General features: G+C 74.6%; 22 protein-coding genes and 1 pseudogene. 6 read left to right on the top strand and 17 right to left on the bottom strand.

Features of this window, described 5'->3' with window-relative positions:
- Positions 1-22: 22 nt before the first annotated feature.
- The 5 genes from KRR39_RS14495 to KRR39_RS14515 form a co-directional block, all read right to left on the bottom strand.
- Positions 23-613: a M23 family metallopeptidase gene (locus KRR39_RS14495; RefSeq protein WP_216937918.1), complete on the bottom strand. Its 591-nt coding sequence runs from the start codon at positions 611-613 to the stop codon at positions 23-25.
- Entirely contained in the window at positions 606-1,820 is a 1,215-nt protein-coding gene (locus tag KRR39_RS14500) for a winged helix-turn-helix domain-containing protein (protein WP_216937919.1), read from the bottom strand. The genes KRR39_RS14495 and KRR39_RS14500 overlap by 8 nt, the downstream gene beginning before the upstream one ends.
- Before the next feature lie 36 nt (positions 1,821-1,856).
- Positions 1,857-2,498, bottom strand: coding sequence for a response regulator (locus KRR39_RS14505; RefSeq protein ID WP_216937920.1), 642 nt, complete (start codon positions 2,496-2,498; stop codon positions 1,857-1,859).
- Between the two features lie 115 nt (positions 2,499-2,613).
- Positions 2,614-3,231, bottom strand: coding sequence for a ribosome hibernation-promoting factor, HPF/YfiA family (gene hpf / locus KRR39_RS14510; RefSeq protein ID WP_216937921.1), 618 nt, complete (start codon positions 3,229-3,231; stop codon positions 2,614-2,616).
- A gap of 276 nt (positions 3,232-3,507) precedes the next feature.
- The gene (locus KRR39_RS14515) at positions 3,508-4,410 is read right to left on the bottom strand and encodes a ComF family protein (RefSeq protein ID WP_216937923.1); all 903 of its coding nucleotides are present in this window, start codon (positions 4,408-4,410) and stop codon (positions 3,508-3,510) included.
- A 231-nt stretch (positions 4,411-4,641) separates the two neighbouring features.
- Between KRR39_RS14515 and KRR39_RS14520 the strand changes: the two genes are divergently transcribed.
- Together KRR39_RS14520 and KRR39_RS14525 are read left to right on the top strand one after the other, a co-directional pair.
- Positions 4,642-5,898, top strand: coding sequence for a hypothetical protein (locus KRR39_RS14520; RefSeq protein WP_216937924.1), 1,257 nt, complete (start codon positions 4,642-4,644; stop codon positions 5,896-5,898).
- Positions 5,898-6,503, top strand: a complete 606-nt coding sequence (locus KRR39_RS14525) for a class F sortase (RefSeq protein WP_254185153.1) — start codon at positions 5,898-5,900, stop codon at positions 6,501-6,503. Before KRR39_RS14520 ends, KRR39_RS14525 begins: the two co-directional genes overlap by 1 nt.
- Here KRR39_RS14525 and KRR39_RS14530 read toward each other — a convergent pair.
- The 9 genes from KRR39_RS14530 to KRR39_RS14570 all read right to left on the bottom strand — a co-directional run bounded on the left by KRR39_RS14530 (position 6,500) and on the right by KRR39_RS14570 (position 16,298).
- Positions 6,500-8,149, bottom strand: a complete 1,650-nt coding sequence (locus tag KRR39_RS14530) for an LpqB family beta-propeller domain-containing protein (RefSeq protein ID WP_496113269.1) — start codon at positions 8,147-8,149, stop codon at positions 6,500-6,502. The two genes, KRR39_RS14525 and KRR39_RS14530, sit on opposite strands and share 4 nt — an antisense overlap.
- A gap of 138 nt (positions 8,150-8,287) precedes the next feature.
- A complete protein-coding gene (gene mtrB, locus KRR39_RS14535; protein ID WP_216937926.1) occupies positions 8,288-9,955 on the bottom strand; it encodes an MtrAB system histidine kinase MtrB in 1,668 nt (555 codons plus the stop codon).
- Between the two features lie 15 nt (positions 9,956-9,970).
- Positions 9,971-10,681, bottom strand: coding sequence for an MtrAB system response regulator MtrA (mtrA, locus tag KRR39_RS14540; protein WP_216937927.1), 711 nt, complete (start codon positions 10,679-10,681; stop codon positions 9,971-9,973).
- 46 nt (positions 10,682-10,727) lie between these two features.
- Entirely contained in the window at positions 10,728-12,158 is a 1,431-nt protein-coding gene (gene ahcY / locus KRR39_RS14545) for an adenosylhomocysteinase (RefSeq protein WP_216937928.1), read from the bottom strand.
- An 80-nt stretch (positions 12,159-12,238) separates the two neighbouring features.
- Entirely contained in the window at positions 12,239-13,222 is a 984-nt protein-coding gene (locus KRR39_RS14550) for a cation diffusion facilitator family transporter (RefSeq protein WP_216937929.1), read from the bottom strand.
- A gap of 93 nt (positions 13,223-13,315) precedes the next feature.
- Positions 13,316-14,350: an SIS domain-containing protein gene (locus KRR39_RS14555; RefSeq protein WP_216937930.1), complete on the bottom strand. Its 1,035-nt coding sequence runs from the start codon at positions 14,348-14,350 to the stop codon at positions 13,316-13,318.
- Positions 14,351-14,359: 9 nt separating this feature from the next.
- Entirely contained in the window at positions 14,360-14,536 is a 177-nt protein-coding gene (locus tag KRR39_RS14560; RefSeq protein ID WP_216937931.1) for a Trm112 family protein, read from the bottom strand.
- Positions 14,533-15,903 (bottom strand): phosphomannomutase/phosphoglucomutase, encoded by a 1,371-nt coding sequence (locus tag KRR39_RS14565; protein ID WP_216937932.1) that lies wholly within the window; start codon positions 15,901-15,903, stop codon positions 14,533-14,535. The genes KRR39_RS14560 and KRR39_RS14565 overlap by 4 nt, the downstream gene beginning before the upstream one ends.
- Positions 15,904-15,932: 29 nt before the next feature.
- Positions 15,933-16,298, bottom strand: a complete 366-nt coding sequence (locus KRR39_RS14570; protein ID WP_254185154.1) for a DUF3499 domain-containing protein — start codon at positions 16,296-16,298, stop codon at positions 15,933-15,935.
- Positions 16,299-16,396: 98 nt separating this feature from the next.
- On the opposite strand from KRR39_RS14570, the gene KRR39_RS14575 reads away from it, so the two are divergent.
- Positions 16,397-16,882 carry a metallopeptidase family protein gene (locus KRR39_RS14575; RefSeq protein ID WP_254185155.1) on the top strand — a complete coding sequence of 162 codons (486 nt, stop codon included), beginning with the start codon at positions 16,397-16,399 and terminating at the stop codon, positions 16,880-16,882.
- Positions 16,883-16,896: 14 nt separating this feature from the next.
- Here KRR39_RS14575 and KRR39_RS14580 read toward each other — a convergent pair whose 3' ends face one another.
- The 3 genes from KRR39_RS14580 to KRR39_RS14590 are packed head-to-tail and all read right to left on the bottom strand — an operon-like array spanning position 16,897 to position 21,522.
- Complete coding sequence (locus KRR39_RS14580; protein ID WP_216937936.1) at positions 16,897-18,345, bottom strand: DUF5719 family protein; 1,449 nt, start codon at positions 18,343-18,345, stop codon at positions 16,897-16,899.
- Entirely contained in the window at positions 18,342-21,215 is a 2,874-nt protein-coding gene (locus tag KRR39_RS14585) for a glycosyltransferase family 2 protein (protein WP_216937937.1), read from the bottom strand. The genes KRR39_RS14580 and KRR39_RS14585 overlap by 4 nt, the downstream gene beginning before the upstream one ends.
- 52 nt (positions 21,216-21,267) lie before the next feature.
- Positions 21,268-21,522 carry a WhiB family transcriptional regulator gene (locus tag KRR39_RS14590; protein ID WP_216937939.1) on the bottom strand — a complete coding sequence of 85 codons (255 nt, stop codon included), beginning with the start codon at positions 21,520-21,522 and terminating at the stop codon, positions 21,268-21,270.
- 236 nt (positions 21,523-21,758) lie between these two features.
- Here KRR39_RS14590 and cofD point away from each other — a divergent pair, with 236 nt between their 5' ends.
- The 3 genes and pseudogenes from cofD to KRR39_RS24935 all read left to right on the top strand — a co-directional run bounded on the left by cofD (position 21,759) and on the right by KRR39_RS24935 (position 23,786).
- Positions 21,759-22,802 carry a 2-phospho-L-lactate transferase gene (cofD, locus tag KRR39_RS14595; RefSeq protein WP_216937941.1) on the top strand — a complete coding sequence of 348 codons (1,044 nt, stop codon included), beginning with the start codon at positions 21,759-21,761 and terminating at the stop codon, positions 22,800-22,802.
- Positions 22,799-23,050: pseudogene (locus tag KRR39_RS26650) on the top strand (coenzyme F420-0:L-glutamate ligase); the annotation flags it as partial. The gene cofD and the pseudogene KRR39_RS26650, both read left to right, overlap by 4 nt.
- 109 nt (positions 23,051-23,159) lie before the next feature.
- Entirely contained in the window at positions 23,160-23,786 is a 627-nt protein-coding gene (locus KRR39_RS24935; RefSeq protein ID WP_254185743.1) for a coenzyme F420-0:L-glutamate ligase, read from the top strand.
- Positions 23,787-23,823 lie beyond the last annotated feature (37 nt).

The following is a 23,823-nucleotide window of genomic DNA, read 5'->3' on the forward strand; positions in this document are numbered from 1 at the left end:
CGCCGTCCGCCGGTCGTCGCGGTCAGCCCCGGCAGCCGTGCGCGGCACGCCAGCGACGTACGGCGGGGGCGGGGTCGAGGTGGCCGCCCCGCTGCCAGCTGCGCAGGAACCGGTACGGCGGCACGACCCCGCGCCGCACCCGCCAGTCGCCGGTGCCGCGGCACACCGGGGACAGGCCGAAGTGCAGGTGGCAGGCGATCCCGCGGGCGTCGCCGCTGTTGCCCACCCGGCCGACCGGGTCGCCGGCGCGCAGCACGGTGCCGGCCCGCAGCCCGGGACGCACGGCGGACAGGTGGCTGCCGTAGTAGCGCACCCCGTCGGCGCCCCGCACCGAGAACGACCGGCCGCCCCGGTCCGCGCCGCGGTCGGTGGCCGGGTCCCAGGTGTCGGTGCGGGACACCTCCAGGACGGTGCCGTCGGCCGGGGAGACCACCCGGGTGCCGCAGCGGGCGAACACGTCGGTGGCCGGGTAGTCGTGGTGGAACCGGCCGAAGTCGGTCGCGCCGACCACCGGGAAGCGCGGTGCGGACGCCGGCTCGACGACGGTCGGGGCCTGCACCGGCTGGACCACCAGCACCCAGCCGAACAGCAGCGCCCAGAGACCGTCAGGCACCCGGGTCGGCCTTCACGGCCACGGCGAGCTCGGCGGCCAGGTCGCCCCGGGTCCCGACCACGATGTCGTCCAGCCGCAGCCAGTCGGCCAGGTCGCGCAGCTCGGCGGCGAGCTCGGCGGCGGTGTCCTCGGGGGCGGCGGGCTCGGCGAAGGCGCCGTGGACCAGCAGCGTCCGGGCCCGCCGGTCGGCCTTGAGGTCCACCCGGCCGACGATCCGGTCCCCGAGCAGGAACGGCAGCACGTAGTAGCCGTGCACCCGCTTGTGCTCCGGGACGTAGATCTCGATCCGGTAGTGGAAGTCGAACAGCCGCTCGGTGCGCTCGCGCTCCCAGACCACCGGGTCGAACGGCGAGAGCAGCGCGCGGGCCCGCACCCGGCGCGGCAGCGCGGCGTCCCGGTGCAGGTAGGCCTGGCGGTGCCAGCCCTCGATCCGCACCGGCAGCAGCTCACCGGACTCCACCAGCGTCGCGAGGGCCGGCCGGGTGAGCTCCGGACGCATCCGGAAGTAGTCGCGCAGGTCGAACTCGGTGCCCACGCCGTGCGCCACTGCCGCCCGGCGCAGCAGCTCCACCGAGGCCTCCTCGACGGTCGGCTCGGGCGCGTCGAGGTGCTCGCGCGGGATCACGTTCTCGGGCAGGTCGTAGAGCCGCTCGAAGGCGCTGTTGCGGCCGGCCACGGCGAGCCGGCCGGACGCGAAGAGGTACTCCATGACCTTCTTGGTGTCCGACCAGTTCCAGCCCCAGTGCACCTTCGCGCGAGGCAGCCCCTCGTCGAGGTCGCGCGGGGTCGACGGGCCGCGGCCCGCGACCTCGGCGAGCAGCGAGTCGACGAGCTCCGGCTTGTGCCGGACCGCCTCCCACTCGTGGCCGCGCGCCTCGTAGGCCCGCATCCGGTGCCGCATGTGCGGCCACAGCTCGACGGGCATGAACGCCGCGACGTGCGCCCAGTACTCCACGATCCGGCGCGGCTGCTGCTCGGACGCCCGGCGCAGCAGGTCGACGTCGTAGGGCCCCATCCGGGAGAACAGCGGCATGTAGTGCGCCCGGGCCAGCACGTTGACCGAGTCGATCTGCAGGACCGCCGTGCGGGACAGGGTCCGGTCGAAGGTGCGCATCGTGGGGACCGTGTGCCGGGGGTCCCGGAAGCCCTGCGCGACGAGCGCGACGCGGCGGGCCTGGGCGCGGGAGAGGCTGGGACCGGCGGTCATGCCGCCATCATGCCCACCAGCACCGACACCCGCGGGTCAGGGGATGTCGAGGAGCTTCTCGCGGACGGCGTACATGACCGCCTCCATGCGCGAGTGCAGCTGGAGCTTCTCCAGGATGTTCCGGACGTGGTTCTTCACGGTGTTCTCGCTGATGAACAGCCGCTTGGCGATCTCCCGGTTGTTCAGGCCCTGCGCGACGAGCTTGAGGACCTCGAGCTCGCGGTCGGTGAGCCGCGGGCTCGGCACCTGCTGGCGGTCCGAGCGCGACATCTGCTTGAACTCGTCGAGCAGCTTGATGGCCATCGACGGGCTGATCAGCGACTGGCCGTCGGCGACCACCCGGATCGCCTGGGCGACCTCGTCGATCGAGGAGTCCTTGAGGAGGTAGCCCGAGGCGCCGTTCTTGACGGCGTCGTAGAGGTCGGCCTCCTCGTCGCTGACGGTGAGCATGATGATCCGGGCGGTCGGGGCGACCTCCTTGATCGCCACGCACGCCTCGATGCCCGAGCGCTTGGGCATCCGCACGTCCATCAGGATCACGTCGGGCACCGTGGAGGCGGCCAGCTCGGTCGCGGCGACGCCGTCCCCGGCCTCGCCGACGACCTGGATGTCGTCCTCGACACCCAGGAGCATCGTCAGACCGCGCCGGAACAGCTCCTGGTCGTCCACGACGGCCACGCGGATGGGTTCCCCACCCGCTTTGGTGCCCTGCTCCAGATCTACCACGAGATGATCATGGCATGTGGGGACCCTGTGCGGTTCGCTTTCTTGCGCAGAGTCCCCGTGCCACGCCTCAGTCCACCTCGAGCGTGATCACGCCGTAGTCGTAGCCGCGTCTGCGGTAGACCACCGAGGGTCGCTCGGTCTCCTTGTCGACGTACAGGAAGAAGTCGTGTCCGACGAGCTCCATCTCGTAGAGCGCCTGGTCGAGCATCATCGGCTCGGCGGAGTGGACCTTCTCCCGGACGACCAGCGGGCCGTCGCCGAGGACGGTGATCGGGCCGACGTGGCGGGTGGTGTCGCCGGACTCCTCGACCAGGGCGGCCTCGTCCGCGACCTCCAGGCCGGCAAGCGCCTTGGAGACGGAGGTCGGGGTGTGGCGGCCGCGGTGCACGCGCTTGCGGTCGGCGGCGCGGCGCATCTGGCCGACCATCTTGTCCAGGGCCAGGTCCAGGGCGGCCATCTTGTCGTCGGCGGCGGCCTCGGCCCGGACGACCGGGCCCTTGGAGAAGGCGGTCAGCTCCACCCGCACGGCGCGCTCGGCCTGGCGGGGGTTGCGCTCGGCCTCGACCTCGACCTCGACCCGGATGACGCGATGGTCGTGCTTCTCCAATCGAGCGAGCTTCTCCTCGACGTGGCTGCGGAACCGGTCCGTCAGCTCGCAGTGGCGGCTGTTGAGCACGATGTCCATCGACTGCCTCCCGATCGTTCGGTGACTGTTTCGGTGACTGTTGCACGTGGCAACCCGGGAAGGGACCCGGTCAGGGAGGAGCCCGCCCGGCCGACCTGGTCTTCGACCCCACAATCGCCTGCTGAGGCTTCCGCAGCTTCTCTGCCACTACCGGCCTTCTCCCCCGGACGCGCTGCATCTGACAGCGGGTGGGGGGCAGGACTTACCTCTAAGCCGCACCGTGATCGACGGTCCGGCGCCGTGCCCGAACGAGTCGGGCGGGCTGCCCGGAACGTCTTACGTGGACCGTTTCGCCTGCGACTGGCATCGGCTTGCCGACGGGGCGCCGGGCGGCTCGAGGCACCGGTGGTGACACCGGGCCCGTCCTCGCACAGAACTCCGACGACGCAACCACGGACCCGGACGGACTCCATACACAGACGTTAGTGCGCCCGCCCCGTGAGCGGTAGGGAACCCCCCCGATTCCGGACACCCGGTCCACTCCGCGCGCCGACGTGTCGCGGCCACCGTCGCCACCCCGGCCACCCGCAGCCCGCAGGTCTCCAGCGCCCGCTGCGCCTCCCGCACGGTCGACCCGGTGGTCAGCACGTCGTCGACGACCACCAGGGTCGCGGCCCGGTCGCCGGCCCGGGGAGGCCGGGCGGCCATCGACCCGGCGAGGTTCGCGGCGCGGGCCGCGGCGTCGAGGGTGGACTGGTCCAGGACCCGCCCGGTCGGCACCAGCAGCTGCCGCACGGTCGCCGGCACGCCCGTCCTGCGCAGGTGTACGGCGGCCCGCCGCCCGGTCCGCAGCAGCGGGTCGTGCCCGCGCCGTCGCACCACCGGGCGGCGCGACGGCACCGGCACGAGGAGCACCGGCGCGCCCGGGACCGCGGCCACCGCCAGCAGGTCGCCCAGCACGTCGGCCAGCACCCGGCCGAGCGGGGCCGCCAGCGCGAGCACGCCGTGCTCCTTGTGCTCGTTGACCAGCACCTTGAGCAGGCCGTCGTACGCACCGGCGGCGAACGGGGGTGCCAGCCCCGGCGGGGTCGGCGTCGGCCAGGAGAGCCGGCCGTGCCGGGGCAGGGAGGCGGCGCAGGACGGGCACAGCACCCGGCCGGGCCGTCCGCAGCCCACGCACGCGCTGCCGAGCAGCAGGTCGCGTGCGGCGTCGGCGAGGGAGCCACGGGCCTCGGTCATGCCGGCCAGCCTCGCCCGCACCGCCCCGCCGGTCGAGCGGGGCCGCGCCGGCTGTGCACGCGGGGCAGCGCGCGCCGGCGGTGGACCGGAACGGGCCCGTGTGGCGGGCGTCACAGACGAGCTGTCCGCCCGGCCGTAACTTCACCGCGCCGTTCGGGTTATCCGTGACAGGCGTCACCGGCCCGTGCGTGCAGCGCGGGGGGAGGAGTGATGCAGGAGAGGGAGCACACCGTGAGGTCACGTCTTGCCCGGGTCGGCGCCGCCGCCCTGACCACCGCCCTGGTCGGCCTGGTCGCCGCCCCCGCCTCGGCGGCCACCGTCGTCGCGCGCGCCAGCGCCACCGGTGTGGTCCTCACCGCCGGCGGCCAGCCCGCGGGCTCCGGCACCTACGAGGTCACCCACGACGGCACGCGCCAGACCAGCACCGGCAGCAACCGGCCCGCCGTCTCGGCGCTCACCGGCCAGTCGCTGGTGTCCGCGGGCGTGCTCGCCCAGGACGCCACCACCCGTCTCGAGGGTCGCGCCGGGCGCTCCGCCGCCTGCGCCGGGCTCGCCGGGGACGGTGCCACGGTCGCCGCGGTCGGGGACGGCGACTGCCTCTCCCCCGGCAGCAACCTGTCGCTGTCCGCCGGGTCGCTGGACCTCAGCGGCCTCCGGATCGTCGACTCGACCGTGCTGGCGGGGCTCGACCAGCAGGTCCAGGACGCCCTCGAGCCGGCCCTCGCCCCCGTGGTCTCCGCGCTCCAGAACGGGCTGCAGACCGGGCTGGGTCAGCTGGGCAACCCCGGGGTGTTCCTCGACCTCGGCGCGGTCCAGAGCAGCTGCCAGGCCGGACCCGGCACCGCCGCGGCGGACGCCAGCCTGGCCGGCGTCGCGGCGTACGCCCAGGTGGCCGGACGCCGGGTGGACCTGCTCTCGCTGCCGGTGCACCCGGCGCCGAACACCCACGTCGCCACCGACCTCGGTGCGGTGGCGACCGCCGTCGAGGACGCCCTGCGCAGCCAGCTCGGCACCGCGCTCGACGGCTCCCTCGGCCCCCTCGGTGCGGCCGTCGACCGGGCCGCGGTGCTGGACAACGTGCTGGCCAACATCAGCTCGCAGCTCGGCCCGCTCCAGGAGAACCTGGTCAGCGGCACCCTGAACAAGCAGTCACGTCCTTCCGCCGACGCGGTCGACGTGACCGCGCTCGACCTCGACGTCCTGCCGGCTGCCGCCCAGTTCGGCATGCAGGCGCTCTCGCTGCAGGTCGGCCGCTCCACCTGCGGTCCGGGCGGCCAGATCGCCCCCGCCGTCGTCGAGCAGCAGCCCGCCCCTCCGCGGGCCGTCCCCCGGGCCCGGGTGCTGCCCACCCGGGTCACCGCCGGCCTGGCCGGGGACGACTCCTCCTTCGACCGCGGCCAGCTGCTCCTCGCCGTGGGCGCGCTGCTGACCGTGGCGGTCGGCGCCGGGGCCCTCGACCTGCGCCGCCAGCTCCGCCGGGAGCGGTGATGGCGGCCGGCGGCGACGGGGGGACCCGTCTCGGGCTGCTCGTGGTCGTCGTCGGCCTCGTGCTCGCCTGGTTCTGGCTCCCCCGGCACGACGCGCCCGCCGAGGCGTCGTACGGCGAGATGAGCGCGGCCTCCCCGGTGCGGCTGAAGATCCGGGCGATCCGCGTCGACGCCCGCGTCGTGCCGGTCCAGGTGTCCTCCGACGCCGTGCTCGACCCGCCCCGCGACTACCGCCAGGTGGGTTGGTGGGACCGAAGCGCCGAGCCCGGCGCCGACTCCGGCCAGACCGTGATCACCGGTCACACCGTGCACACCGGCGGCGGGTCGATGGACCACGTCGGCCGGCTGCACGCCGGCCAGAAGGTCGACGTGGTCACCCGCGCCGGCACGATGCGCTACGCGGTCAGCGACGTCCGGGTGCTGAGCCAGGCCGCGCTGGCCCGCTCCGCGCCCCGGCTCTTCGGCCAGGGCCGCGGCGCCGGACGACTGGTGCTGGTCTCCTGCACCGACTGGAACGGCGGCTCCTACGACAGCAACGTCGTCGTCCTGGCCCGGCCGCTGGGCGTCCCGCAGCCTTCCGCGCGCCGCGGTGCCCGCTCCTCCTAGCCCGCGAAGGTCGGGGCCACCAGACCCGGCTCGATGCTGGTGCCGGTCCAGCGGCCGCTGGCGGCCAGCGAGAAGATCTGGCCGGTCTGCGTGCGGATGTAGAGCGGCGTGCCGGTGGCCGGCGAGGTGACCAGCCGGACCGCCTGGTCGCGGAACAGCTCGGCGTCCGTGGTGAGGTCCTCCGGCGTCGAGGAGCCGTCCACCTTGACGATCAGCACCTGCGACGTGCCGGCCGTCGGCCCGGCCAGCACGGCCACGCTGCCTGGCGTGCGCCAGGCGACGTCGCGGATCCGCGGGGTGCCGACGCCGGTCAGCGGCAGCGGCACGGCGGGCAGCAGGGCGCGCACCCGGCCCTTGGCGTCCCGCTCCACCCGCGAGACGACCAGGCGGTCCGTGCCGCCGCGGCGCAGCTGGGTGACCACCCGGGTGCCGTCGCGGCTGACCACGAAGCGGACCACGTCCTGGCCGGTGACGCCGGGCGCCCGGACCGTCCGGGCGGCGCCGGCCCGCACCACCGAGAGCTGCGCGCCCGAGCGGGTCCGGTCCACCACCCACAGCTGGCCGTAGAGGTCGTAGACCGGCCGGAGCAGGTCGGTGCCGTCGGGGTAGACCGTGCGTACGTCGGCCGGGGTGGCCGGCTTGCTGGCGGTGCGGTCCTTGTCGGCCTCGAGGATCCGGGTGCCGTCGGCGCTGACCCCGGCGACGTGCTGAGCGGGAAGGTCGACGCCGATCGAGCGCAGGCCGAGCGACAGGGTGCCGAACGGGCCGCTGACCCGGCGCTCCCGGTCGTCGGTGAGCGTCACCACGCGGCCGTCGCGGAGCCCGAACAGCGCGGTCGAGGCCCAGGCCAGGGCGGGGTCGAACTCCGAGAACTGGTTGATCCCGACGTCCACCCGTGCACCCGGGAGGTCGACGGGGGTGCCGCCGACGGTGACCCGCATCCGCTCCACGCCGGCGATCTGGCCCAGCGTCCAGGCCAGCTGGGCGAACAGCAGGTTGAGCTGGTCGTCGTCGACGTCGAGCACGTCGTCGCTGAGCGGCACCTCCGCGGTCCCGTCGCGCGAGACCGGCACCGAGATCCCGTCCAGCCGGGTGCCGGTGGGCAGGAACGTGCCCTGCACCCCGCCGAGGGCCGGGCGGGGACCCTTCACCAGCGCGGCGACCAGCAGCGTGGGCGCCTGCAGGCCGCGCGGGACGTAGACCGGCTCGGGCACGAGCGCCTGCGCGGACTTGTCGAAGAAGTAGAGGAAGTACTGCTGGTACTGGGTGTCGAAGTGCAGCCGCGGGATGATCAGCCGGTTCGGGGGGTCCGCGATCCGCAGCTCACCGTCCTCGCGGACCAGCTTGAGCGTGTAGCCGCGTGACGGGCCCCGCGAGCCGGCGCCGAGCCAGGTGCCCCGGTCGTCGAGCTCGACGACGTCGCGCAGCCGCAGCTCGACGCTGCCGTCCGGGAGGCTGACCAGGCTGTGGCCGCCGTACACCAGGGTGCCGCGCTCGGGCACCCAGTCGCCGCTGCTCCCCGACGTGAGGAACTGCCGGGCCACGTAGGTGTTCATCGGCGTCGCGGTCATCGCGAGCAGCCAGTTCTCCACCAGCGGGACCGGTGCGCTGTCCTTCTTCGGGCCGCCGGGCGTGTAGTCGACCAGGGTCTCCCCCCTCGGCGCGCTTCTCCGCCCGCACCGACTGCACGCCGCCCTGCTCGGGCAGGCTCACGCAGCCGGTCAGGGCCAGCGCCAGCAGCACCAGCAGCACGCCCGCCGCCCGGCCGCGGGAGACCACGGGGCTCACGGGGTGCCCGCCTTGCGTCCGACGGGTCGGCGGTCCACCCGCGCGTAGTCGGCGCCGACCTGGCCGAGCGCGGCGTCCGCGGGCACCAGCGGCAGCGGGCTCGCCCCGATCCGGTCGCCCGCCCGGCGCGGCAGGGTCAGCCGGAACTGCGCCCCGGCCCCGGGCTCGCCCCACGCCTGCAGCCAGCCGCCGTGCAGGTGCGCGTCCTCCAGCGAGATCGACAGTCCCAGACCGGTGCCGCCGGTGGTGCGCGCGCGGGCCGGGTCGGCGCGCCAGAACCGGTTGAAGACCATCGCCGCGTCGCCGGGCCGCAGCCCGACCCCGTGGTCGCGCACGGCGAGCGCGGTGGCCTCCTCGCTGGACTCGACCATGACCACGACGTCCTTGCTGTCGGCGTAGTCGATGGCGTTGGTGATCAGGTTCCGCACGATCCGCTCGACCCGGCGCGGGTCCACCTCCGCGACGCACGGCCGCTCCCCTGCCTGGACGACGACCACGGTGCCGCGCCGCTCCGCGAGGGCGCGGGTGGACTCCACCACCCGGTGCGCGAGGTCGACGAGGTTCACGTCCTCGAGGTCGAGCACGGCGGCGCCGGCGTCGAAGCGGCTGATCTCCAGCAGGTCGGCCAGCAGCATCTCGAAGCGGTCCAGCTCGTTCTGCAGCAGCTCGGCGGCCCGCGCCGTGGGCGGGTCGAACCGCTCCCGGGCGTCGTGCAGCACGTCACCGGCCATCCGAACCGTGGTCAGCGGGGTGCGCAGCTCGTGGGAGACGTCGGAGACGAACCGTCGCTGCACCCGGGAGAGCTCCTCGAGCTGGCGGATCTGCTTCTGCAGGCTGGCCGCCATCTGGTTGAAGGAGGTGCCGAGCCGGGCGATGTCGTCGTCGCCGCGCACGTGCATCCGCTCCTCGAGGCGGCCGGACGCCAGCCGCTCCGCGACCCGCCGGGCCAGCCGGACCGGCGTGACGACCTGCCGGGTGACCAGCCAGGTCAGCCCGCCGACGAGCACCAGCAGCAGGGCGCCGCCGGTGACCAGCGCCCGGCGCACCAGCGAGAGGGTGTCCTGCTGCTCGGTCATCGGGAACAGGTAGTAGAGCGTGTAGGTGCCGCCGTCGGCCGGCAGCGTGACCTGCGAGCCGGTCACCACGCCGGGCACCGCCGGGCGGCCGCTGGCGTCGGTGTAGCGGATCGTCGCGAAGGTGTAGGACGTCTCGTCGCCGCTGCCGCGCTCGACGCGGCTGCGCAGGCGCTCGGGGATGCTGTCGCTGAGCACGCCGGGGGTGTTGCTGGTGCCGGGGCCGGCCGCGACGCCCGACCCGGAGCCGGCGATCGGGCCGGTCAGCACGATCTCGTAGCCCTGCACCGAGCCGCGGGAGACCAGGGTGGAGACCAGCTGGGTGAGCTGCGTGCCGGCGTCGAAGTCGTTGCCGTTGGCGGCCGACAGCCGGCGCTGCGCCTCGGCGGTCGCACGGGTGGACTCCGCCACCGCCGAGTCCCGCTTGCTCTGCACGAGGCCGTCGGTGACCTGCTGGAGCAGCACCCAGCCGACCAGGGAGACCACGACGGCCGAGAGCAGCAGCGTGCTGATCACGACGCGCGCCTGGATCGAGCGGCGCCAGACGGTCGCGGCCCGCCGCCACGCCGGCACGTGCGGTGGTGCCGTCACCGGACCGGTCACGGCCTACTGCGCGTTCCCGGCCTTGTAGCCGACGCCACGGACCGTCACCACGATCTCCGGGTTCTCCGGGTCGTGCTCGACCTTGGAGCGCAACCGCTGCACGTGCACGTTGACCAGCCGGGTGTCCGCGGCGTGCCGGTAGCCCCAGACCTGCTCGAGCAGCACCTCGCGGGTGAACACCTGCCAGGGCTTGCGGGCCAGGCACACCAGCAGGTCGAACTCGAGCGGCGTGAGCGCGATGGCCTCGCCGTCGCGGGCGACCACGTGGCCGGCCACGTCGATCGACAGGTCGCCGATCGTCAGCGCCTCGGGCGCCGGGTCGTCGAAGCGCCGGACCCGGGCCCGGATGCGGGCCACCAGCTCCTTGGGCTTGAACGGCTTGACGACGTAGTCGTCGGCCCCGGACTCGAGGCCGACGACCACGTCGATGGTGTCGCTCTTGGCGGTGAGCATGACGATCGGGACCCCGGACTCCGCCCGGATCTCCCGGCACACGTCGATGCCGTCCTTGCCGGGCAGCATCAGGTCCAGCAGCACCACGTCGGGACGGTAGTCACGGAAGTCCGCGAGCGCCCGGTCGCCCACCGGGCACACGCGGGAGTCGAAACCCTCGTTGCGCAGCACGATGGTGAGCATCTCGGCGAGGGCCGCGTCGTCGTCGACGACGAGCACGCGGCCACGCCCACCCGTGCTCGTCACGTCCGCGATCGCCATCTCCGCTCTGCTCCTGTCGACCTGGACCGTCCCGCTGACCCGGAGGTCAGTAGCGGTACGAGTCCGCCTTGTACGGGCCGGCCACGTCGACGCCGAGGTACTTCGCCTGCGCGTCCGACAGCGTGGTCAGCGAGACGCCGAGGGCGCCCAGGTGCAGGCGGGCGACCTCCTCGTCGAGGTGCTTGGGCAGCACGTAGACACCGACCGGGTACTCGTCGGTCTTGGTGTAGATCTCGATCTGCGCCAGCACCTGGTTGGTGAACGAGTTCGACATCACGAACGACGGGTGGCCGGTCGCGTTGCCGAGGTTCATCAGCCGACCCTCGGACAGCACGATGATCGTCGTACCGCCGTCGGGGAAGGTCCACACGTCGACCTGCGGCTTCACGTTCTTGCGGTGCACGCCGGGGAAGGTCTCGAGACCGGCCATGTCGATCTCGTTGTCGAAGTGGCCGATGTTGGCCACGATCGCCTGGAACTTCATCCGCTGCATCTGCTCGACGGTGACGACGTCCTTGTTGCCGGTCGCGGTGATGATGATGTCCGCGGTCGGGAGGACCTCGTCGAGGGTGGCGACCTGGTAGCCGTCCATCGCCGCCTGGAGCGCGCAGATCGGGTCGATCTCGGTGACGATGACCCGGGCGCCCTGGCCGCGCAGCGACTCCGCGCAGCCCTTGCCGACGTCGCCGTAGCCGCAGACGACCGCGACCTTGCCGCCGATGAGCACGTCCGTGGCGCGGTTGATGCCGTCGATGAGCGAGTGCCGGCAGCCGTACTTGTTGTCGAACTTCGACTTGGTGACCGAGTCGTTGACGTTGATGCCCGGGAACAGCAGCGAGCCGTCGCGCATCATGTCGTAGAGGCGCAGGACACCGGTGGTGGTCTCCTCGGTGACGCCCTTGATCTCGTTGGCGACCGCGGTCCAGCGGTTGTTGTCCTCGGCCAGCGCGTCGGCCAGCACCTGGAAGACGACCCGCTGCTCGGTGCTGTGCGCGGTGTCGAGCGCCGGGGCCTTGCCGTCCTTCTCGGCCTGGACGCCGAGGTGCACCAGCATCGTGGCGTCACCGCCGTCGTCGAGGATCATGTTCGCGTGCGCGCCGGGCCACGCGAGGATCTGCTGGGTGCACCACCAGTACTCCTCCAGCGACTCGCCCTTCCAGGCGAAGACCGGGACGCCCTGGGGGTTCTCGGGGGTGCCCTCGGGGCCGACGACGACGGCCGCGGCCGCGTGGTCCTGGGTGGAGAAGATGTTGCAGGAGGCCCAGCGGACCTCCGCGCCCAGCGCGGTCAGCGTCTCGATGAGGACAGCGGTCTGGATCGTCATGTGCAGCGAGCCGGCGATGCGGGCACCGGCCAGCGGCTGCGAGGCGCCGTACCGCTCGCGCATGGCCATCAGGCCCGGCATCTCGTGCTCGGCGAGCGTGATCTCGGTGCGGCCGTAGTCGGCCAGGCTCAGATCGGCAACCTTGAAGTCCATGTATGCGGTTCCTCTGCGACGTGTCGGTGGGTCGGTACAGCATTTCCAGCCTACCCGGGCGGGCCTCAGGCGCCGAACCGTCAGTGCTCGGCGGGTGCCGGCGCCTCGGGGCGGGGGTCGGGCCGGTGGCCCTCGACGTAGATGTCCGGCTCCACGTAGATGACCTGCGCGGCCGGCTCCGCCTCGCGCATCGCCCGCTCGGCGGCGTCGATGCTGGCCGCCACGTCGGCGGCGCTGGCGTTCTGCGGCACGCCGATCTTCACCGCGACGAGGAGCTCCTCGGGACCGAGGTGCAGCGTCTTCATGTGGATCACCCGCTCGATGCCCGGGGTGGCGAGCAGCCGCTCGCGCAGCCGGACCTGCGCCTGGGGGCTGGCCGACTCGCCGAGCAGCAGGCTCTTGGTCTCGATCGCGAGGACGAAGGCGACCGCGACGAGCAGCAGCCCGATGCCGGCCGTACCGGCGACGTCGAAGTAGCCGTTGCCGGTCGCCTTCGACAGGCCGACCCCGAGCAGCGCGAGCACCAGGCCGATGAGCGCCGCGAAGTCCTCGAGCAGGATCACCGGCAGCTCGGGCGACTTGGCCCGGCGGATGAACTCCACCCAGCTCGCCCCCTCGCGGGTCTTGTTGGACTCGCCGATCGCGGTGCGGAAGGACAGGCCCTCCATCACGATCGCGCCGAGGAGCACGACGACCGCCACCCACCACCAGCGGCCGTCGAGCAGCTCGTTGGGCAGGCCCTCGTGGACCTCGTGGGCCTTGTGGTAGGCCTCGTAGAGCGCGAACAGGCCGCCCACCGAGAACAGCACGATCGCGACCAGGAACGAGTAGATGTACCGCTCGCGGCCGAAGCCGAACGGGTGCTGCGGGGTGGCCTCGCGCCGCGAGCGCTTCCCGCCGAGGAGCAGCAGCACCTGGTTGCCGGAGTCGGCCACCGAGTGGATGCCCTCGGCCAGCATCGAGGACGCACCGGTGAGGGCGAACGCCAGGAACTTCATGACCGCGATCCCGGAGTTCGCCAGGAGTGCGGCCATCACGGCCTTGGTTCCGCCTTCGGCTGACATCGGCTGCCTGCTCCCTGTTCGTCGTCGTCCGGTCCCACGTGGACGAGCAGCCTAGCGGCAGCGCAAGCCCGCCCCGGCCGGCCGGCGGGCGGTTCAGCCGTGGGCGAGGCCGACGCCGAGGTACGCCGCCGCGTAGGTCCCGGTCGACAGCAGCTCGGCGTAGCGGGCCACGCCGTTGCCGGCCTCGGCCGACAGCCGCTCGACGCGCACGCCGCGCTCCTGGGCCACCGCGGTGAGCCGGCCGCGCTGCTCGCGGATCGAGGGCTCCTCGGCGCCGTCGTCGAGGATCACCAGCGCCGGCTGCCGGGCGCCCTCGTCGCTGTCGTCGAACGGGTCGGCGAACAGGTCGGTGGCGCGCGCGGCGGCGAGCACCGGGAGCAGGTGCTCGGCGTCCCCGGCGAGCGCCGTGCGCCCGCTGGAGCGCCGGATGGACTCCGCCACCCGGCGGGCGGCGCGCGCCGCGAGCACCGAGCCGCCCCACACCAGCGGCGTGGAGTCGGCGAGCGCGATGGCCAGCATCTTGGCGGGGTTCACCGCGAGGTCGCGGAACGGCGAGCAGGCGATCGCCACGTCGTCGAGGGCCTGGGCGACCGACTCGGGGTCGGAGTCCGGGCCGAGGTCGACCTGGTCGAGGAACTCGAGCATCACCACGGCGGCGGCGAGCTGGTCGCCCGAGGAGCACGGCAGCACCGTGCAGTCCCGGCCGACCGCGTGCTCGGCGACCAAGGAGCGCGGCGGGCAGGCGACCACCACGCGGCAGCCGCGGCGGACTCCCTCGGCGACCGCGGAGGCGGCTCCGGTGTCGCTGCCCTCGGGCGCGAGCACGACGACGAGGTCGAGACCGCCGGCCCAGCCGGGCAGGGACGGTCCGGGCCAGGCCACGAACGGCACCGGGCACCACGGCTCGAGCACCGAGCGGAGCAGCCGGGAGTCGGGGCCGGCGGCGACGACGGCGCGCGGACGGGCCTCGCCCAGCGCTCCGGCCACCGCGGCGGCGATCGCCTCGGCGGCCTCGCCTGCCTCACGACGGACCCGGGCGCCGGCCTCCGCGAGGTGCCGCAGCGTCTGGTCGTACGTCGCGAGCGCGGTCTCGTCGTCGAGGCGCGAGTCGTCGAAGATCTCCGCCATGGTGCGGACCTACCGGTTCTCGGGTCGGCGGGCCTCGTCGACGAGGAGGACCGGGATGTCGTCGCGCACCGGGTAGGCCAGCCCGCAGGAGGTGCAGACGAGCTCGCCGGCGGTCTCGTCGACGGCGAGCGCACCCCGGCAGTCGGGGCAGACCACGATGTCGAGCAGGGCGGGGTCGAGGTTCATGAGTCTCTCCTGATGGTGGCGAGCACGTCGTCGCGCAGTCGCTCGAGGGTGGCCGGGTCCGCGGCCTCGGCGTTGAGCCGCAGCAGGGGCTCGGTGTTGGACGCGCGGACATTGAACCACCAGTCCGGGTGGGTCACGGTGAGCCCGTCGAGGTGGTCCACGGTGACGCCGTCGAGGGCGCCGTACGTCCGCTCGATCTCGGCGACGACCGCGGCCTGGTCGGCCACCGTGGAGTTGATCTCGCCGGTCGCGACGTAGCGGGAGAACTCCGCGAGCAGCTCCGAGAGCGGCCGGTCCTGCTCGGCGAGCGCGGCCAGCACGTGCAGCGCGGCGAGCATGCCGGAGTCGGCCCGCCAGAAGTCGCGGAAGTAGAAGTGCCCGGAGTGCTCGCCGCCGAACACCGCGTCGGTCTCGGCCATCGTGGCCTTGATGAAGGAGTGCCCGACCCGGGTGCGGACCGGGGTGCCGCCGAGCCGGGTGACCAGCTCGGGGACGTAGCGCGAGGTGATCAGGTTGTGGATCACGGCCGCGCCGGGGACCCGGGCCAGCTCGCGCGAGGCGATCAGCGCGGTGAGCACCGAGGGGCTGACGATCTCGCCGCGCTCGTCGACGATGAAGCAGCGGTCGGCGTCCCCGTCGAACGCGAGGCCGATGTCGGCGCCGGTCTCGCGGACCTTGGCCTGCAGGTCGGCCAGGTTGGCCGCCTCGATCGGGTTGGCCTCGTGGTTGGGGAACGTGCCGTCGAGCTCGTAGTACATCGGCACGAGGTCGAGGTCCAGGCGCTCCAGCACCGCGGGTGCGGTGTGCCCGGCCATCCCGTTGCCGGCGTCGACGGCGACCTTCAGCCGGCGGCCGGTGACCGGCGCGAGCCCGAGCAGGTGCTCGGCGTAGTCCTCGAGGACGTCGCGCTCGACGATCTCGCCGGTGCGCTCGGCGGTGGCCTGCTCCCCCGCCGCGACGAGGTCGCGGACGGCGGCCAGGCCGGTGTCCATGCCGAGCGGGACGGCGAGCGCCCGGCACATCTTGATGCCGTTGTACTGCGCCGGGTTGTGGCTCGCGGTGAACATGGCGCCGGGCAGGCCCAGCGACCCGGAGGCGAAGTAGAGCTGGTCGGTCGACGCGAGGCCGATCAGGGTGACGTCGGCCCCGGCCGCGGCGGCACCCTCGGCGAACGCGCGGGCCATGCCGGGCGAGGAGGGCCGCATGTCGTGGCCGACCACGACGCCGGTCGCGGTGGCGTCGGTGACCTGCACGAAGGCGGACCCGACGGCACGCGCGAGGTCCTCGTCGATCTGGTCGGGGACGGTGCCCCGGACGTCGTACGCCTTGAAGACGGCGTTCAGGCTCGTGGCCGAGGTCGAGGACATGGCCCGCACACTATCGGCCTGCCGCGCGGTCAGTCCTCGGGCGTCGGCAGCGAGCGCAGGTGGCCGCGGCGGCCCACCTCGCGGGTGGGCGCCCGCTCGACGTCGCGCGGGTCGTCCCCGGGCGCGCCCGGCACCAGGCCCACGGCCCGCGAGGGCCGGGTGACCGGCATCGGCCGGGCCGCCTCGCGGACGGCGTCGGCGAGCGCGAGCAGGTCGTCGCTCGAGGGCCCGAACGCGTCCGGGTCGGGAGCCAGCCGGAGCACCTCCCAGCCGCGCGGTGCGCTGAGCCGCTCGCTGTGCGCCTCGCAGAGGTCGTAGGCATGCGGCTCCGCGTAGGTCGCCAGCGGCCCGAGGACCGCGGTCTGGTCGGAGTAGACGTAGGTCAACGTGGCCACCGCGGACCGCGCACAGGCGGTTCTCGAGCAACGGCGGGCAGGACTCACGGAGCAGACGGTACCGGCTGACCCCCACCCCCACGACTAGGCTCGCGGACGTGAGTGCCCCCGTGCCGCCGTCCGGCTTGCCGACCCACCCCGGGCAGCCAGGTCGTGGACGCCGCCGGGACCGGCGCGGGCGCGGGATGCGCGGGCCGGCGCTGCTGCCGAGCCCGCTGGCCCCGGCGGGGGTCCCGGCCGCGCGCAGCCCCAAGGAGGCGTTCGACGCCATCGTGGTGGCGGTGATCGAGGAGCTGGAGAGCCGCTGGGCGGCCGAGCTCGGGCTGGTCGAGTTCGCCGTCGAGGAGACGCCGATGGTGCCCGACGACTGGGACGCCGACACCGTCCCGCTGGCCTCGCTGGTGCGGGGCACCGGCGGCGCGCCGAGCCGGCTGGTGCTGTTCCGGCGACCGATCGAGCTGCGCGCCGCGACCCGCAGCGACCTCTCGGCGATGGTGCTCACCGTCCTCGTCGAGCAGGTCTCCGAGCTGATCGGGCGCCCGCCCGAGGAGGTCGACCCCCGCTACGACTCCGACGAGGACTGACCGGGACCGGCCGCTCAGCGCAGGCCGGGCCGCACGGACGGTCGGACGACCTGGAGCGGCAGCGGCACCAGCGGCACCGAGGCGATGCCGCGGCCGGCGTAGGTGACGGCCCCGTGCACCGTCCCGCTGCCCGGCCCGGTCGCCGGGCTGACCACGACGTACGCCGCACCCTTCCCGGGCGACCAGGTGGCCGTCGCGGTGGCGTCGAGGTCCAGGACCGTGCCGCCGACGCGCGTGCCGTCCGCGTCGTAGGTCGTGACCGTGGCCCTGGTGGCCACCGGGCCGGCGGTCAGCTGGACGGTCGCGTCGGAGCCGGGGAGCACCGGCGCGGCGGCGGGGCCGGTCAGCGGCGCCACCGGCGTCGCGTAGGAGTGGTCGCCGGCGTCGGTGACCCGCACGGACGCCACGACCGGCACCCGGGAGCGCAGCCGCAGCGCGACGGCCTCCTTCGCGGGCAGCACGCCGGACAGGTCCAGCTGCTCGATCGTGCCCGGCGCGACGGTGATCGGGTCCAGCCCCTCGGGCGTGAAGGTGCCGGACCGGCCGGCGACGCGGACCTCGACGACCGCCTCGAGGTCCGAGGGGTTCGCGACCAGCAGCCGGGTGGAGCCGGAGGTGGCGGGCAGCCCGGCGAGCCGGAGGGTGCGGCTGGGCAGGTCGGTGCCGGCCAGCCAGTCCTGGCCGGGTCGCCCGGACGCCTTGGCGCTGAACGCGTCGTCGACCGCGGCGACCACCCGGCCGCGGCTGGTGCGCACACCGATCGCGAGGTCGTCGGTCTGCGGCGCGATGTCGGCGAGCGAGACCCGGCGGACCGAGTGCGGCGGCAGCGTGACGCCCTGGGTGCCGACGGTCTCCACCTCGCCGGCGGGGCCCAGCACGGTGAGGTCGAGGACCGCGGGTCCGGGGTCGACGTTGGCGAGCACCAGGGTGGAGGAGTGGTCGAGGCCGGCGCCGGCGCCGGCGAACCACCACTGCGACCGGGGCGTGGCGCAGGCCGCGACGCCCAGCGTGCGCCGGTCCCGCTCGTCCGTCCGGAAGCCGAACAGCCCCGCGGCCGCGCCGCCGGTGGCGGTGACGGCCGGCCCTCCGCTCGTGGGTACGTCGACCACCGACCCCCGCCGTACGTCGACCGCGCGTCCGTCGGAGGCGACCGGTCCCTGCGTCACCTCGCCGCCGGAGGGGACGTCGAGGCCCGCCGGGGCCGGCACGAGGCCGAGCGACGCGGTGCTGGTCCCGCCGCGGCCGGCGTCCAGGTCGGGGCAGGCGAACGTCGTGCGCTCGACCAGGGCGCCGCGGGACAGGCCGGCGGTGTCGGCGCGCGTCACCGGGTCGGCCGAGGTGGTCAGCAGCACGGCCGCGAGCGCGAGCAGCACGACGACGACCGGGGCGAGCAGCGCCCGGTCGAACGTGCGGCGGGTGCGCTCGGCCGCACGACGGCGGGAGCCCTTCTCGGCGGCGTTCATCGGCGGGCCTTCCGGGTGGGCGCGGCCAGGACCGCGACGACCACGATCGCGAGGCCCTGCAGGGCGAGCAGCCAGGGTCGCAGCGGGTCCGGGTCACGGACCAGGTCGGCGCCGGTGGGCGGCGCCTCGACCTGCCAGGCGCGGGCCCCGGGGCTGGTCGCGCTGCCCGGGCTCACCCCGCTGACGCTGTCGAGGTTGCCCACCAGGGTGACGTCGGCCGGCGCGGGGGCGTAGACGTAGGCCACGCCGAGCCCGGTGAGGCCGGCGACGTCGGCCGGTTCGGGGGCGGTGACCAGGCCCTCGACGTACCCGGTCAGCGGGCCCTGGTCCACCACCGAGGGCATCACCGAGTCGTCGCCGACGCGGGTCCCGGGCTGGCGCATCAGGACGTAGCTGAAGCCGGCGACCCGGGAGCCCCGGACCACCAGGATCCCGTTGTCCGGGTCGGCGGCCGCGGCGTCGGTCATGTAGGTCGGGACCGTGGTCGCGCGGCCGCGCTCGAGGGGCCCGGAGGTCCCGGACCACACCCACCAGACGGCGGACACCACCGGCGTGAGGGCGGCCAGGGCGACCACGACGACCCCGACCGGCTGCCGCCAGCCGAAGCTCGCCCCCGCGAGGCGCCGGCGGATGCCGGTGCCGGCCAGTGCCGCGGCGGTGACGGCGGCCGCCTGGGCGACGACCAGCGGGAAGCCGAGCCAGAGCGGCTGGTCGGTCGGCGCGTTCGCCGTCGAGTAGGTGCCGCCGGAGAGCACCGCGACCAGCCCCAGGGCCGCGACGATCACCACCCAGGCGCGGAGCACCGCGGGACGGGTGTCGCGCCGAGCCAGGGCGACGACCGCCGCGAGCACCACCCCGAGGGTCATCCAGGCCGGGGCCCCGTCGGAGCCCGGGCGGCCGAGCAGCGCGCCCCACCGGGTCAGCCCCTCGGTCAGCCGGGGCGCGGGCAGCCCGGCCTCGAACAGCCAGGACGCCGGGCCCTGGTGCGCCCAGGTCGCCACCGACCACGGCAGCAGCAGCACGAGGGTGCCGACCAGCGGGCTGGCGATCCCGGACGCCAGCCCCTGCGCCGAGCGGCCCCGGAGCGCGAGGGCCAGCGCCACGACCCCCACGACCAGCGCCAGCAGCCAGGCGGTCGGCACGAACGCGGTCAGCAGCGCCAGCCACAGCGCGGTGCGCCAGGCGGCGCGGCGGCGGCGGTCCGGGGCGTAGCGGGGCGCCAGGAACAGCGCGGCGTGCGCCAGCCAGGGCAGCACCAGCGTGCCGACGACGGTGCCGAGACGGCCCTGCTGCACCGAGCCCGACACGACCGGCAGGACGCCGTACGCCACGGCGCCCCACAGGCTCATCGGCAGCGAGGAGGTGACCCGCACCAGGAAGCGGTAGGCGCCGAGCGCCGCCAGCGGCACGGCGAGCAGGAACAGCACGTCGACGAGCAGCCAGGCCTTGGCCAGCAGCAGGGTGCCGACCACCGCGAGCGGCAGGACGTACGGCGCGGCGGGCGCGCCCGAGCCGGTGCCGAGGTCGTGCCAGGAGGACAGGTGCAGGTGCCACCAGTCGAGCGCGCTCGCGGGGGCCGGGAGCAGCGCTCCCCCGGACAGCGACCCCGCGCCGACCAGGCCGCGGGCGGCGAGGGCCGCGCCGACCACCAGGACGGCGAACACCCACGCCACCGGGGAGGTGACCAGCCGGGCCAGCAGGCCGGTGTCCTCGGGGAGGTTCTGGGCGTCCTCGGAGACCGGCCCGGTCTCGGCGGTCCCCGACCCGCGGGCCCGTCGGGTCCGCCGGGCCACCGAGAGGTCGCCGGCCTGGAGGACGACGGCGGAGGTGATGTCGGACAGGAAGTCCAGGCCGTGCCGGTAGGGCATCCAGGGCGGCGCCAGCAGCGGCCGGACCTGCCGCTGGGGCACCGTCGAGCTGCGGCGTCGGCGGCGCCGGCCGGCCAGCACCCGCCACGGGCGCAGGTAGGTGGCGACCAGGCCGGCGAGCTCGTCCACGGCCTCGCCGGGCGCCCGGACCAGCAGCAGGCCGGCGGCCCGGACCAGGCTGCCGAGGAACAGCCGGACCAGCATGAACGGCAGCGCCCAGGCGCTGCCGTTGACCAGCAGCGTGTAGAGCGCCGCGGACCGCTCGCCGCGCCGGTAGCCGGACGGCTTGAGCTGGTGCTGCCGGACCCCGCGGTGCGCGGCCTCGACGTGGAACACCACGGCGTCCGGCACCGCGACGGTGCGGTGCCCGGCCCGGGCCGCGCGCCAGCCGAAGTCGACGTCGTTGCCGAAGAGCGGGAGCTGCTCGTCGAACCCGAGGGCCTCCAGGACGGAGCGGCGGACCAGCATCCCGGCGGTGTTGACCGCCAGCACGTCGCGCAGCCGGTCGTGCTGGCCCTGGTCGTACTCCCCGCGCTCCAGGCCGGTCTCGCGGCGGCCGGTGCCGCTGATCGTGACGCCGATCTCGAGCAGCCGGCGCAGCGAGGGCCACTCGCGGAGCTTGGGGCCCAGGACGTCGGCCGACGGCGTGGACTCCACGACGGCGAGCAGCTGCTCGAGCGCGTCGGGGGCGGGGGCGCTGTCGTCGTGCAGCAGCCACACCCAGTCGTCGGGCCCGGCGGGCCCGGCGGACTCGGTGAGCTGGGTGAGCTGGGTGAGGCCGTGGGCGACGGCGGCGCCGTAGGAGCTGCCCGCGTCGGTGCTGTGCACCGCTCCGTCACCGAGCCGGGTCCGCAGCAGCCGGGGGCTCTCGTCGGTGCTGCCGGTGTCGACCGCGACCACCCGGTCGGGGGCACGGGTCTGGTCGGACAGCCCGTCGAGGACCGCCGGCAACCAGCGCGCACCCTCGTGGCTGACCAGCAGGGCCGTCACCGTTGTCGTCACGGCGGACCACCCTAGACGCCGGGGTCGGGACCGCGACGCGCCGGGGACCGGGTCAGACGGCGCGTTTCTTCAGCTTGCGCCGCTCACGCTCGGACAGGCCGCCCCAGATGCCGAAGCGCTCGTCGTGGCCGAGTGCGTACTCCAGGCACTCGTCACGGACGTCGCAGGTGAGGCAGACACGCTTCGCCTCGCGGGTGGAGCCGCCTTTTTCCGGAAAGAACGCCTCGGGATCGGTCTGCGCGCACAGGGCGCGCTCCTGCCAACCAAGCTCCTCGGCGTCTCCGTCGAGTAGATAAAGCTCTCGCACGGCTTTCGCCCTTTCGACCCGTGAGACCCTTACGGGTCCCGTTTGGTGCCCTCCGGGAGGGCCTTGTGACTCACGCTAGTGGTGCTGGGCGCCGCTCGTCCTGGAAACGCGGGACATGAACAACACTGTGGGAATTACACGTCTGTCGTACCCGCGAAGTCAAGCCTTGATCTGCTATAGCGGCCGACACGCCCGACATTTGACCCACGCCTGCCACAGCGACTAAAGGACCGCCGATGACCTCCTCCCCCGTCCCGCCCACCGCCCGCCGGCCTGTGACCTCTGTCACCGTGCTCTCCGGCGGCGTCGGCGGAGCCCGCTTCCTGCAAGGCCTGCTGCGTCACCTCGAGGGACTCGAGCGGCCCGGCGGGCAGCCCGCCCGGGTCACCGTCGTCACCAACACCGCCGACGACATCTGGCTGCACGGGCTGAAGATCTGCCCCGACCTGGACACCGTGATGTACACCCTCGGCGACGGGATCGACACCGAGCGGGGCTGGGGCCGGACCGACGAGACCTGGCACGCGAAGGACGAGCTGGCGGCGTACGGCGTCGAGCCGACCTGGTTCGGGCTCGGGGACCGGGACCTCGCGACCCACCTGGTGCGCACCCAGATGCTCGAGGCGGGCTACCCGCTCAGCGCGGTGACCGAGGCGCTGTGCCGGCGCTGGCAGCCGGGCGTCACGCTGCTGCCGATGACCGACGACCGGGTCGAGACGCACATCGTGGTCGACGACGCGGACGAGCCGTCCGGGCAGCGCGCGATCCACTTCCAGGAGTACTGGGTGCGCCTGCACGCCGAGGTGCCGGCCCGCGCCGTGGTCCCGGTCGGCCTCGAGCGGTCCACCCCCGGGCCCGGTGTCGTCGAGGCGATCACCGGCGCCGACGTGGTGATCGTGCCTCCGTCGAACCCCGTGGTGTCGGTGGGCACGATCCTCGGCGTCCCCGGGATCCGCGAGGCGCTGCGCTCGACCGCCGCGCCGGTGGTCGGCCTGTCCCCTGTGGTGGCCGGCCACCACGTCCGCGGGATGGCCGCCCAGCTGCTCACCGCGATCGACGTCGAGGTGAGCGCCGCCGGCGTCGCCGAGCACTACGGCTCCCGCAGCGGGGACGGGGTGCTCGACGGCTGGCTCGTGGACACCGCCGACGCCGCGGACGTCGCCCGGGTCCGGGCCGCGGGCATCGCCTGCGAGGCGGCGCCGCTGATGATGACCGACCACGACGCGACCGCTGCGATGGCGCGGGCGGTGCTCGACCTGGCCGAGGAGGTGCGCGCGTGAGCCGGCCCGACCAGCTGCTCTGCCTGCCCGTCGACGGGCTCGGCGAGGTCACCGAGGGCGCCGACCTCGCCGGGCTGCTCGCCGGCGCGGTCGCCCTGGAGGACGGCGACATCCTGGTGGTGACCAGCAAGGTGGTCAGCAAGGCCGAGGGCCGGGTGCGCACCGGCAAGCGCGACGAGGCGCTGGCCGACGAGACCGACCGCACGGTGGCCTGGCGCGGCCGGACCAGCATCGTGCGCACCCACCACGGTCTGGTGATGGCCGCCGCCGGCATCGACGCGTCCAACACCGAGACGGACACCGTGGTGCTCCTCCCCCCGCGACCCGGACGCCTCCGCGCGCGGGCTGCGCGAGGCACTGGCGCACCGCACCGGGCGCAACGTCGCGGTGCTGGTGACCGACACCGCCGGCCGGGCCTGGCGCACCGGGCAGACCGACATCGCCATCGGCGCGGCCGGGCTCGACGTGCTGCTGGACTACGCGGGACGCACCGACCCGCACGGCAACGAGCTCGCGGTCACCGCCCCGGCCGTAGCCGACGAGCTGGCCTCGGCCGCCGACCTGGTCAAGCGCAAGCTCGACCGCCGGCCCGCCGCCGTCGTGCGCGGGCTGGGCGGCCTGGTGCTCGCGCCGGGCGCGCACGGCGCCGGCGCGACCGTGCTGGTCCGCGACGAGGCCCAGGACATGTTCGGCCTGGGGTCGCGGGAGGCGGTGCTCAGCGCGCTGCACGCCGACGACCAGCGCGGCTTCGGCGGCGCGTGCACCCCGCTGGAGCTCGTCGTGCAGCTCTCCGCGCTCGCCGAGGACACCGCCGAGGTGCGGGTCGCCGGCGACCTGGTGACCGCCCGGCTGGGCGGCACCGAGCGGCAGCAGGGGGCCGCCGAGGCCCGGATGCGGGCCGCCGCGTTCGCCCTGGGGTGGAGCCCCGCCGACGGGGCTGCCGACGACGGCCCGCTGATCCGGTTCCGCCTGCGCACTCCGTAGACTTCGCCGCACCACCCGCACCGCAACGAGCCGGAGA

The organism is Nocardioides panacis (genome assembly GCF_019039255.1).
GTDB classification, from domain to species: domain Bacteria; phylum Actinomycetota; class Actinomycetes; order Propionibacteriales; family Nocardioidaceae; genus Nocardioides_B; species Nocardioides_B panacis.

Coding starts and splice junctions, on each gene's coding strand:
- KRR39_RS14500 (WP_216937919.1), bottom strand. CDS start 1,820: ATGACCGCCGGTCCCAGCCTCTCCCGCGCCCAGGCCCGCCGCGTCGCG.
- mtrA (WP_216937927.1), bottom strand. CDS start 10,681: ATGGCGATCGCGGACGTGACGAGCACGGGTGGGCGTGGCCGCGTGCTC.
- KRR39_RS14580 (WP_216937936.1), bottom strand. CDS start 18,345: ATGAACGCCGCCGAGAAGGGCTCCCGCCGTCGTGCGGCCGAGCGCACC.
- KRR39_RS14555 (WP_216937930.1), bottom strand. CDS start 14,350: ATGGCGGAGATCTTCGACGACTCGCGCCTCGACGACGAGACCGCGCTC.
- KRR39_RS14565 (WP_216937932.1), bottom strand. CDS start 15,903: ATGTCCTCGACCTCGGCCACGAGCCTGAACGCCGTCTTCAAGGCGTAC.
- KRR39_RS14515 (WP_216937923.1), bottom strand. CDS start 4,410: ATGACCGAGGCCCGTGGCTCCCTCGCCGACGCCGCACGCGACCTGCTG.
- KRR39_RS14550 (WP_216937929.1), bottom strand. CDS start 13,222: ATGTCAGCCGAAGGCGGAACCAAGGCCGTGATGGCCGCACTCCTGGCG.
- cofD (WP_216937941.1), top strand. CDS start 21,759: ATGACCTCCTCCCCCGTCCCGCCCACCGCCCGCCGGCCTGTGACCTCT.
- ahcY (WP_216937928.1), bottom strand. CDS start 12,158: ATGGACTTCAAGGTTGCCGATCTGAGCCTGGCCGACTACGGCCGCACC.
- KRR39_RS14560 (WP_216937931.1), bottom strand. CDS start 14,536: ATGAACCTCGACCCCGCCCTGCTCGACATCGTGGTCTGCCCCGACTGC.
- KRR39_RS14525 (WP_254185153.1), top strand. CDS start 5,898: ATGGCGGCCGGCGGCGACGGGGGGACCCGTCTCGGGCTGCTCGTGGTC.
- hpf (WP_216937921.1), bottom strand. CDS start 3,231: ATGGACATCGTGCTCAACAGCCGCCACTGCGAGCTGACGGACCGGTTC.